This window comes from Bacillus sp. ISL-75 (genome assembly GCF_018613095.1).
In genome coordinates, this window is record NZ_JAGGQX010000085.1 from 1 (window position 1) to 10,505 (window position 10,505).

At 35.4% G+C, this 10,505-nt stretch carries 11 protein-coding genes and 2 pseudogenes; 7 read left to right on the forward strand and 6 right to left on the reverse strand.

Annotation, left to right across the window (positions count from 1 at the left end; genetic code table 11):
- Positions 1–124 precede the first annotated feature (124 nt).
- Together ycaC and J7E63_RS27885 are read right to left on the reverse strand one after the other, a co-directional pair.
- Positions 125–760 (reverse strand): isochorismate family cysteine hydrolase YcaC, encoded by a 636-nt coding sequence (gene ycaC / locus J7E63_RS27880; RefSeq protein ID WP_215018423.1) that lies wholly within the window; start codon positions 758–760, stop codon positions 125–127.
- A gap of 210 nt (positions 761–970) precedes the next feature.
- On the reverse strand, positions 971–1,525 hold the full coding sequence (locus J7E63_RS27885; RefSeq protein ID WP_215018425.1) for an NADPH-dependent FMN reductase: 555 nt from the start codon (positions 1,523–1,525) through the stop codon (positions 971–973).
- A gap of 73 nt (positions 1,526–1,598) precedes the next feature.
- Here J7E63_RS27885 and J7E63_RS27890 point away from each other — a divergent pair.
- Positions 1,599–2,327 (forward strand): annotated as a pseudogene (locus J7E63_RS27890) (low temperature requirement protein A); the annotation flags it as partial.
- 32 nt (positions 2,328–2,359) lie between these two features.
- Here the strand turns inward: J7E63_RS27890 and J7E63_RS27895 are convergent.
- Positions 2,360–3,004 carry a TerC family protein gene (locus J7E63_RS27895; protein ID WP_251033815.1) on the reverse strand — a complete coding sequence of 215 codons (645 nt, stop codon included), beginning with the start codon at positions 3,002–3,004 and terminating at the stop codon, positions 2,360–2,362.
- A 523-nt stretch (positions 3,005–3,527) separates the two neighbouring features.
- Here J7E63_RS27895 and psiE point away from each other — a divergent pair.
- Complete coding sequence (gene psiE / locus J7E63_RS27900) at positions 3,528–3,980, forward strand: phosphate-starvation-inducible protein PsiE (RefSeq protein ID WP_215018429.1); 453 nt, start codon at positions 3,528–3,530, stop codon at positions 3,978–3,980.
- Positions 3,981–4,067: 87 nt separating this feature from the next.
- On the opposite strand, the gene J7E63_RS27905 is transcribed toward psiE, so the two are convergent.
- Positions 4,068–5,066 carry a DnaD domain protein gene (locus J7E63_RS27905; RefSeq protein ID WP_251033816.1) on the reverse strand — a complete coding sequence of 333 codons (999 nt, stop codon included), beginning with the start codon at positions 5,064–5,066 and terminating at the stop codon, positions 4,068–4,070.
- Between the two features lie 479 nt (positions 5,067–5,545).
- Between J7E63_RS27905 and J7E63_RS27910 the strand changes: the two genes are divergently transcribed.
- Together J7E63_RS27910 and J7E63_RS27915 are read left to right on the forward strand one after the other, a co-directional pair.
- Complete coding sequence (locus J7E63_RS27910) at positions 5,546–5,770, forward strand: hypothetical protein (RefSeq protein WP_215018430.1); 225 nt, start codon at positions 5,546–5,548, stop codon at positions 5,768–5,770.
- Complete coding sequence (locus tag J7E63_RS27915) at positions 5,760–6,101, forward strand: type II toxin-antitoxin system PemK/MazF family toxin (RefSeq protein WP_215018431.1); 342 nt, start codon at positions 5,760–5,762, stop codon at positions 6,099–6,101. Before J7E63_RS27910 ends, J7E63_RS27915 begins: the two co-directional genes overlap by 11 nt.
- Positions 6,102–6,339: 238 nt before the next feature.
- Here J7E63_RS27915 and J7E63_RS27920 read toward each other — a convergent pair whose 3' ends face one another.
- Both J7E63_RS27920 and hprK read right to left on the reverse strand, forming a co-directional pair.
- The gene (locus J7E63_RS27920; protein WP_215018432.1) at positions 6,340–7,545 is read right to left on the reverse strand and encodes a sensor histidine kinase; all 1,206 of its coding nucleotides are present in this window, start codon (positions 7,543–7,545) and stop codon (positions 6,340–6,342) included.
- A 354-nt stretch (positions 7,546–7,899) separates the two neighbouring features.
- Positions 7,900–8,835 (reverse strand): HPr(Ser) kinase/phosphatase, encoded by a 936-nt coding sequence (gene hprK / locus J7E63_RS27925; RefSeq protein WP_215018433.1) that lies wholly within the window; start codon positions 8,833–8,835, stop codon positions 7,900–7,902.
- A 357-nt stretch (positions 8,836–9,192) separates the two neighbouring features.
- Between hprK and J7E63_RS27930 the strand changes: the two genes are divergently transcribed.
- From J7E63_RS27930 to J7E63_RS30400, 3 genes and pseudogenes are all read left to right on the forward strand, one after another.
- Positions 9,193–10,023 carry a hypothetical protein gene (locus tag J7E63_RS27930; RefSeq protein ID WP_215018434.1) on the forward strand — a complete coding sequence of 277 codons (831 nt, stop codon included), beginning with the start codon at positions 9,193–9,195 and terminating at the stop codon, positions 10,021–10,023.
- A pseudogene (locus tag J7E63_RS27935) lies at positions 10,008–10,387 on the forward strand (IS1595 family transposase); the annotation flags it as partial. The gene J7E63_RS27930 and the pseudogene J7E63_RS27935, both read left to right, overlap by 16 nt.
- Positions 10,388–10,411: 24 nt before the next feature.
- A partial coding sequence (locus J7E63_RS30400) for a recombinase family protein (RefSeq protein WP_308162036.1) occupies positions 10,412–10,505 on the forward strand: 94 nt, incomplete at its 3' end.

A 10,505-nucleotide genomic window follows, 5' to 3' on the forward strand; every position in this document is an offset into this window, starting at 1 on the left:
GTATCAAACTGAGGGAGTTGAAGAAGGGGTCCTGATGGCAAAACGCGAATTTCGTATAAAATCCGCGTTTGTTGGTGAGGATAGCTAACTATATGTCAAGGTTGACCTTTGTGATCTAGTCATTCTACTTGCCGAGATCTCCCTGAGCTCCCCTATAGCTTCCAATTAAATTTTGATAACCAGGAAGTTGGCTAGAGAGTAAAGCGCCAAAACCCTCGACGTCGTTGCGCCAATCGCGCTGTAATTCGCACGCTACGCTAAACCAGTTCATAAGCTGTACTCCACCATGGGCCATGCGCATTAATGCCGTGTTCGCTACTTGTTTGCTAAACGTTCCGGAAGCATCAGAGACAACAAATACTTCGTATCCAGCGTTTACAGCAGATAGTGCCGGGAACGCAACACAAACATCAGTAACAACTCCTGCTATAATTAGTTGCTTTTTACCTGTTGCTTCAATGGCTTTAACAAATTCTTCATTGTCCCAAGCGTTAATTTGTCCAGGCCGAGCTATTTTTGGCGCATCAGGAAAGAGCTCAACCAATTCTTGCATTAGTGGGCCGTTAGGTCCATTTTCAAAGCTTGTTGTTAAAATAACTGGTAAATCAAAAAACTTAGCGGTGTTAGCAAGAGCCAAAACATTGTTCTTGAATTCATCAACACCATAGTCACGCACTAGGCCGGAAATAAGGCCAGTTTGATGATCCACTAGAAGAACGGCAGCATCCTCTTTGGAAAGACGAGAATAGAGATCAGACATTTTATAATCCTCCTTTAAATACCGAATCGAAGAAAGTTCATAAATCGGCAAAATCACCTTAAACTCCTTCGTTTGTTACAATCAGTTTATGAACTTTATAGGTTTATAGATAAACCAATGACAACAAACTATTTACTGTCAACAATATTTATATATATATAAAATCATCACAAAAAATTACTTGATGATGTTCTGTATTCTTTGGTTAATTTAAAAAGGAGTGTGATCGATCCAATGAATAAATTGTTGTAAATAACGCTCAAGATATCGTTTTGTTTTTTCGTCAGTAAGCACTTTCTGATCGGAGTCAATCTTTTCATGTACTTGCGAAATCAGCACTTTTTGAAATGGAAGAACCTGAGCTTGCATGGCTTCTAATATTTGTCTGATTTGCATTTGAGCAAAGGCAGTCCCTAATCCCCCAGGGGTTGCTCCGATTAAGCCAACCGGTTTTCTACTAAGAACGGAGGACTTCGGTGGTCTTGACGCCCAGTCTAATGCATTTTTTAGCACGCCCGGAATTCCAGAATTGTACTCTGGACTTACGATAATGATACCGTCAACGTCCTGAATAGCGGACTTAAATGATGTTACTGTTTCTGGATCACCGCCAATTTCTAAATCTTCGTTAAACAAAGGAAGATCGTTGATTTCGATCCAGCGAAATTGAGCGGCATCACTCATATCTGTCAATGATTGAGCAACGATTCGGTTATAAGAATTTTTTCGTAAACTTCCACAAATAAGGCCAATGATTTTGGGCATAGAGATTCCCTCCTTGTTTGAAATCAACTTTAATAATACCATATTTTATCATTTATAGGAGGTATTGCTAGCTATGGTAGAAAAAAAGGTGACGTGGTTAGAACTTTTTTATGACTTGCTATTTGTGGCAGCCGTTGCAACTACTACTCATGTTTTACTTCATGTTGAAAAAGGTTATATTTATCCAGAATATCTATTAAAGTTTGCTCTAATGTTTATCCCGATATGGTGGTCTTGGACTGGACAAACAATGTTTATCAATCGGTTTGGACAAGATTTTTTGCATCAACGTATCTTTATAATTCTTCAAATGTTATTTGTCCTTGTTATGACATCCAGCTTATCGGAAGATTTTGATCAATACTATCTCCCTTTTCTTATTGGCTATATTGGAGTAAGGGCACTAACGGCAATTCAATATCTTGTTGTTCAGAATCTAGAAGAAGGGGATAGAAAAACGGCTGCTCGGTTTTTAGGAACATGTTTTGGGATTGGAGTCCTCATCTCATTTCTCTCTATCTTTTTTGATTCGTGGATTCGATACACTGTGTTATATGCAGGAATTATTGTCGATGTTATTGTGCCTGTTTTCGGACGCAGGTATTTGGTAAAAGCCCTGACCAATACGGCTCATTTATTAGAACGCTTTGCTTTATTGACATTAATCCTTTTTGGAGAATCGGTCGTCAGCACCCTAATTGTACTACAGCCCCAAAAAGGTGATTGGAATTCGATCTCATTTTCGATTATTTCATTTATCCTTATTATTTCGATGTGGTGGCAATATTTTGATAATGTAGAAACGTAAAGGCGTATGGTTACTTGGAATTTTTTCTATAGCAGTTTTTTCTTAGAAATTAAATATCCAAAACCAATAACAAAAACTGTAATAGCCGTAGGAACCAATAAATGTAGCCCGTGAGTGAGAATAGGTTCAAATTTTGGTTCTCCGACGATCATTTCACCTGCAGTCCAAGATAAGATTCCCGCACCTGCATAAGAGATAATAGGGTAATTTTCCATTGCTTTTAATATTAACTGGCTCCCAAAAACAACGATAGGAATACTAATAATAACTCCGATGAAAATACCGACTAAATTTCCTTCAGCAGCACCAGCAATAGCTAGTACATTATCAAGCGACATTACGGCATCAGCAATCATGATTGTTTTCACAGCGGAAAATAAGCTTGAACCTCCTTCTCTAAGATTTTCTTCATCATCGCCAATTAGTAGTTTAATGGCAATATACACTAGAAGAAGCCCACCTATAAAAGTTACAAAAGGTACGTCTAGTAGGTAAATAATTGCTACTGCAAATATTAAACGTAAAATAATGGCTCCAAATGTTCCCCAAAAGATCGCTTTCTTTTGTTGTTTCTTTGGAACATTACGTGATGCCATTGCGATAACGACTGCGTTATCTCCACTTAAGACAATATTGATTAAAATTATTTTCAAGAGTACCGCAAATGACAAACCAAAAATCTCCAAAATATTCACCTCTAGAAAAAGTTAACTTTGTCATTATATTAATTTGATGTAAAAAAAAGACCTTTTCTTATACGTATAAATGGATGAAAGACATGGCATTGCGACGGAAGCGTTGAGGTTTGTAAGGGTCGAAAGACTTTTGATGACGAATGTTTTTGAGACCATGGGGACGGTTCTTGCGGTCGGCACTAACCTAATTAAAAACCATGAGAACCGTCACCATGGAATTTTAGAAATCACACTTAAAATTTATTTGATAATTAAAAAATTTTTAATACTTTCCATAATAACTCCGATAAAAAAACTCATTTACTTATTTTTATATGCAACTGTCCTTCCGGGCGCATAAATAAATTGTTGAAAAATCAGATATCACATTTTAGGAACAGATAGAAGCAAAAAATCAGTATAACCGTTCCCATGGTCTTTACATAAAATTATCTTGATTTTTCACAAAATTAAAAATAGTATATAATCTATAGTTTAAATTGGTGAGAGGATGGTTACCATGTTAAAGGTAAAAAAGGATTTTACTTTTGTTTTATGCATTATACCTAAGATTCTCCAGGTATTTTTAAATATTTCTCTCATTTTTTTAGCAATTATTCTATCGATTTTACTAGTTAAGGAATTAATCATTTTCAGTCATATTTTGATAGAAAGTGGCAGCGACGACTATAAACTTTTTTTGGATAATATACTAATCTTCTTTTTATATTTTGAGTTTATTACGATGATTGTTAAATATTTCAAGGAGGAATACCATTTCCCTATTAGATATTTTATATATATAGGCATCACCGCAATGGTAAGAATAATTATTGTTGACCACGAACAGCCTGTAAATACAATGCTTTATTCGCTTGTCATCTTAATCCTGATCATTGGGTATTTCATTATGAATTTAACTCCTCGTGAAAGACCTGATAGTAAATGGTTCTTTAAAAAAAATAATGGTTGAAGCCTCCACAGGGACGGATCTCATGGTTTTTAATGCGTTAGTGCTGACCACAGGAACCGCCCCCATGGTCCATTCCAGCTATTCGCATCACTCTTCACCTGCTGAAAGGTCAAGTACAAATCCACCTGGAATATCTCTTCCGGCAGGAAAAGATTTGGTTGATTGCCTATGCTTAGGTACGGACTTTTGGTTTTCATGATAGGAATCAATTTCTTCTACGGTTAGTAAAGATTCATTTTTCCAGTTTTTCAGAATTCCAACCACATAGCTCAGCCTTCGCTTGTTATTGGCACACGCAATATTCATCGCTTTTAAAATCACATCTTTCGGCTGTAAAAAGCTAGAATCATCTAACCAAGTTAACAGCTGCTCTTTCCCATTTATGTTCGAAAAACCAAATCCATTGTCGTCCCAAAACTCAATAATTTCTTTTACATCTACTTCTTTTTGATTATTTTCTGTGTCTGGATTTTTCTCTATATTTGGATTAAAAGCTTCTTGTTGTTGTTTTTCTTTTTTATTATCTTTTTTATTTTCTTCTTCTTTTTGCCCCCTTCTCGTATCACGATGCGTCAACGTATCGTCAAGCTCTCCACATTCAGGTTCTAGATATGTATCATTTTCATCTTGGCCGCTAACTTCCATGCCGAAAACCAGCTCTTCTTGTTCACAAAATGATTCAAATAGACTGCGAATTTCCTGTTTTTGAATCGCCTTCGAAACATATTGAATCAGTGAGAGATCCTCCACATCCTTTAACTCGGAAAAAATACAATCCATGAACGGTTTCCCGCCTTTATCCAGGTTATATTTCCCCCAGTTCTTGATCGCTAGTTCTCTCGTTTCAGGATTGTAACGAATCAGCTTTTGGTGCACAATGAATCGTTCCATTAACGAATGAACACTCTCAATCGAATATCCCAAATCAAAAGCCATTTGTTTTTTGGTAATCTTATAGATTCCAATTTGAGTTGTATGTGGATTGGTAAGAAGAAAGAGGTAAAAGTATTTATCCTCCGGGGTCATCTCTTCTGAAACAATCGGATTCTTCCAAAAATCAGTACGTACCATTCGATATTTTGCCATCTTCAACCACTGCCTTTCTTCTAATAAAATTCCTTCATACTTGATATATAAATAAATGAGGAAAATGGTCATACGTTTTTCAATAATATGTGAATACTTTATGACACCTTTTCATCACCTTGTCCTTAGGGAGGCTTTATGTAAAAACCCGCTTCTCAGTACTTCTACGATATCGAGATTGGCGGGGTAAAGCGAATCGTCAATTTTCAATTTTGGGGGCATTTTTTGAGCGAAACATCAAAAAACGCCTTCAAAAATGACTTTTGATGGCGTTTTTTGCAATTTCGGTAATTTTATACCCTTTTTTGTGTAAAGGCGTGTATCTTTCTTAGGTTATATAAAAAGAACTGTTCCATTGAGGAATAAACAAAATTGACTTACCCGAAAAAAAGACGAACTGTGACTGTCACTGCTCGTATGGATAAATTATCCAATAAATGATACAATATAATAAATAAATAACAGTGAGGTGTAAATTAATGTCTGCGCTTAAAAAAGAAGATGTATTTAATGAGTTCGATGAATTAATTCAGTCCTTTTCGGATGAGGAGAAAAAAGATTTTGCAGATAAGGTGAGAAGTATAAAAGAAAAGGTTAAAAAATTACTGAATCAAGAAGAAGATTATCTTTATAACGGAATTGTTAATAAGTCCCTAAAGGATGTTTGGGACAATGAAAAGGACGATGCCTACAATGACCTTTAAAAAACATGATATTGTGTTAGTCCCTTTTCCTTTTAGTGATAAGCCAGGGTTTAAAAAAAGACCTGCAGTTATTATCAGTAATGAAGAACATTATTCTAGTTACGGAAAATATATTTGCTTAGCAATAACGTGCCAAGAAAAAACAGATAACATAGATCGTTTTGAACATAAATTACATACTACTAAAACTGTTGGCCTACTCTATGATAATCAGTGGGTACTACCCAATAAAGTATTTTCTATTGAAGAAAGAATCATTCATAAACAATTAGGAACTATGGATGCAACCGATTTTGAAATCACTATGTCCTTGTTCAATTCTATTCTTTAATATCTATGAAAATATGAAAAATACCAATATCATGATTCTTTACTGTAGAATCATATGCCTCCATTGTGTTCTCTTACAGCCATGACACTCTTATTAATTTCGTCCCTTCGCTATGTGTCTTTCAAGATGAGGAAATCCTGCATTACGATTGGCTGAACCCTGACTGGACCACGGTGACGGTTCTTGTGGTTGGCACTAACCTCATTATAAAACCATAAGAACCGCCCCTCTGGATTCATTAATTTTTTGATGGAAAGCGTATAGTGACGGTAGTTCCTTCACCTTTAGTACTTTGGAAGTCAATAGTTCCTTTATATTTTGCTGCAATATTATAGCAAACCATCATACCTAATCCGGTCCCTTTACTTTTTAAAGAATAAAAAGGAGTACCAAGGGACTTAATTTCCGCCTCAGACATCCCCTGTCCATAATCAACTACCTTAATCTCGACGAAATCTTTATCCCTACTAGCTGATACAAAAACAGAATCACCAATTTTCGAGGCCTCAATGGCATTTTTTATAATATTTATTAATAATTGTTTAAATTCTATGTTGTTAGCAGCGATATAGCAATCTTCAACCCTAATTAATTCAATCTTATTATCATGTAACAGCCCATACGAATGAAGTAGATCGGTTACACTCTGAAGAACAACCTTTAAATTGACTGTTTCTATTTCTGTTTCCTTATTTGGCTTCGCTATAGATAAAAATTGAGTAATTACCTGTTCAGCAATATTTAATTCATCAATCATCAAAGTAAAATTTCCTTTTAGATCATCGCTAAATCCAGCGTCTTTTTGGTATAACTGTAAAAAGCCTTTTACAACGGTCAAAGGATTTCTAATTTCATGTGCAACAGCAGCTGCTAGTTGTCCAGATGTCTTCAAACGCTCTGAATGCTGAATTTGTTCATAGTATAATTGCTGTTTCTTTATTCTTCCTTGCGTTAAATAAAAAATAAAATAGATAATCACTTGACTCCCGATAAAGTTGATAACATTTCCTATTAAATCCTGCTTGATATAGGGATATCCTTGATCAATAAGCATAATATAACTAAATGTAAATATGATGGACACACTGTTTAATAGTAAAGAAAAATAAAAGAGATTTGAATCAAAAAACAGAATCGCGATGGCTGGAATAAAACATAGAAAAATAAAGGTGGACCAAGTATCGGGATATAAAAAGAACAGCACATAAAAGTAAACGGACGCTACTGTAATGATAATTAGTCTAAAAACATGAGTGATATACTTAGGATAGAGCAATAAACAGGCAGATAGGATGACAACAAGTCCACTATGGAAAATATAACCAGAATCTAACTTACCAAAACGTGGATTACCCACTACCAAACCCATTATCATAATGGCTATTACGATTAATACCGTAAAATAATATAACTTTTTATTTATATGAGTATAAAATCCCTTCATACCTACTCCTTTTATTTGATCTCAATACTACGTTATAAAACAATACTATAATGCTAATTTACCTATTTTTATAATATCATATTATTTTTTTAATAATTAAATTTGTTATGAAAATTGAGAAATGGGCGAGCTAAGTATGCTATGGGTTTATTAGAAGTGATTTAATTCTATTCCAAAAAATTTGAGCTTTTACAAAGAAACAAAAACCACCTTTTTTATTGAAAGGTGGTTTTTTATCAATCTCTTTTTGTTACCGTTGTTTCGATTTTCCCAGACCATGAGGACGGTTCTTGCGGTCAGCACTAACCTCATTAAAACCATGAGAACCGTCACCGTGGCGTTCTTCTTCAATAGTTATTCCAAATTAGAATTCGAAATATCGGCCTCAATCCTGCTCATGAACTCTTCTGCTGCGCTATATCCTTGCTGCCTTAAATACCAATTATTAGCTGCAGCTTCAATTAACCCCGCCACATCACGTCCGGGCTGGAGTTGAATTTCGATAGATGGAATCTTAACACCCATATATTCTATAAATTGAAGTTCCTGGTCCAGTTCATTATTCAAGTCATCTTTTTGCCATTTCGTTAAATTAATATCAAGCACAATTCGTGATTCATCTTGGAAAGCTTTACGACCGTATAAGCGAACCACATTCAACAACCCAATACTACGAAGCGCCAAAAATTCCTTGGTTTTTTCATCATGTGTACCGAGAATGGTTTGCGGGCCAAGCTTCTTCAGGACAACAATATCATCAGCAACCAGACGGTGTCCTCGACGAATTAACGTATGAGCTGTTTCGCTTTTCCCTACCCCTGAATTACCGCGAAGTAAGATCCCAATGCCAGACACATTCATACAAACTCCATGAACCGTCATTTCTGGTGCTAATTCCTTCACCAAATAGGTATCCAATTTGGTTATAAACTCTGAAGTTGTCTCAGGCTTGTTTGTTAGTAACAAGGGTATACCCTGTTCAACACAATGGTGAGTTAAATAGGTAAGTCCTTCTTCTCCAGCCGTAACAATAAAACAGGGCGGGTGATAGTGAACGATATTTCCGATTCGTATTTTACGTTCCTCTTTACTTAATTTATGTAAATAGGTAATTTCCTTTTTTCCTAGAATTTGAACTCGTTCCATCGGAAAAAAATCAAAATGGCCAACAAATTCCAAGCCAGGGCGATGCACCCGTGATTGCGTAATCATTTTCTGCAGTTGATTTTCCCCAGCTACTACTTTCAATGAAAACTTCCGAACTAAGTTTTCGACTGTTATTTTTTTCACCTTATATTCACCGTCCTAATAGCCTATCTATAGTTGAATTATACTTAAGAAAAGAGGAATCGTCATCCCTTTACGAAATGATTCCTAGAAGTCTCGCTCATTTCATACAGACAACGTACCCAATCATGTAAAAGGCGATGCCAGATGATGTGATTAGGCATCGCCTTTCTAAAACTTGTCAGGATGTCTCTTTATTTTGAGTAAACTTTACACTTTTTTCATTACGGCGTTTATTATTTTTAATTTCATGGGATAATTTAACTATCAAATCAGCACAATTTTATCACCAAAAAACAAGTGGGAGCTGATGTGTAGGTATCATATCAAACTGCCTAGTTGTAAAAGGAGACTCTCATAATGGTAAAGTTAAACTATGGAAAGTATTCTATTCCTGCAATACTAGATAAGATCATTGGATTACAGCTACAGCTTCAAAAAGCAGGATTGTTAGAGTCCGGAGATGTATTAGGCTATTACTTTTCATACGAAGGTGTCGATTCGCGTTACTTAAACACCCCACTTGATGTCATAGCCTTTGCAAGACCTGGTTCAGATGGTATACATTTCGGATTTCTAACTGATTTTGGGCAACGAAAAGACTTAGAAAATACCTACATCGTTCGGGTCTCACCCATGGACTTTGATGACCCAGTAAAAATTGTTGCCCGAAATATTCACGACTTCTTAAGGATCCTGTGCTTTTCACCAAGTGTACTTGATATGGTTGATTTTACTACAAGTGAAAGGAATCTTGAAAAATGGGTAAAAGAATGTTCTCAGCTATCAATCAACCAAAATAAGGTGAGAAATATGTTCTGTCATACTTTTCAGCTTACACCTATTGATTCTTTATATGAATATATACAAAAGGTTAAGCAAGAACGTGATACTGAGATCGTTTTATCTACTGAAGACGGTATCGGGGTAGCTTCGACTAATAAAAACGCAATCAACAAGCAGGATTTGTTTCAGTTGGATAGGGAACAAATCCTTGAAGTTAAAGAAGTTGAACGATTTTTTAGGGATTCTTCCTATGAGTCAAAATTAGCATTCTTACGTGACGCTCAATCGAAAGGATTAATTTTTGATAATGCCGAAGTTAAACTTTACCTAAAAGATCAATTGCGTTTGATCGACCTATGGGATGAAGCAGAAAGAATCTCTTATCCTGAATTGGTCAATTATTAGATTCAGATACGATTTTATGTACGGATGCCTGGAGAGCGTATATGACATACGCAAAAGATAAAGGAATGGAACATTATCGAATTAATACATCCAAACTGATTATGTTACCAAAGGGATTTATCATATCCAAAACGTGAACGGTTATCATGCGAGATTAAGTCATTGGATTGACCGATTTAAAGGTGTTGCAACAAAATATCTTGATAATTATTTGGTATGGTTTCAATTCCTCGAAATGAAGGGCTTTGACGCAACAACGTCGAATTTTAAAGAGGTGTTTGTTAATACCAGTCTATGTGAACACCATTTAACAAACCAACAAATCCGCCAGTCAAAATTTTCTCTTGAATCATTTTGGGTATAATATTTGATAGATGAGAGGATTAATTTGAAGTTTGGGTATATGCGTGTTTCTACATTTGACCAAAATTTGTATCGTCAAAAGAAACAACTTGAAGAATGGTATGTCAACACTATATCAA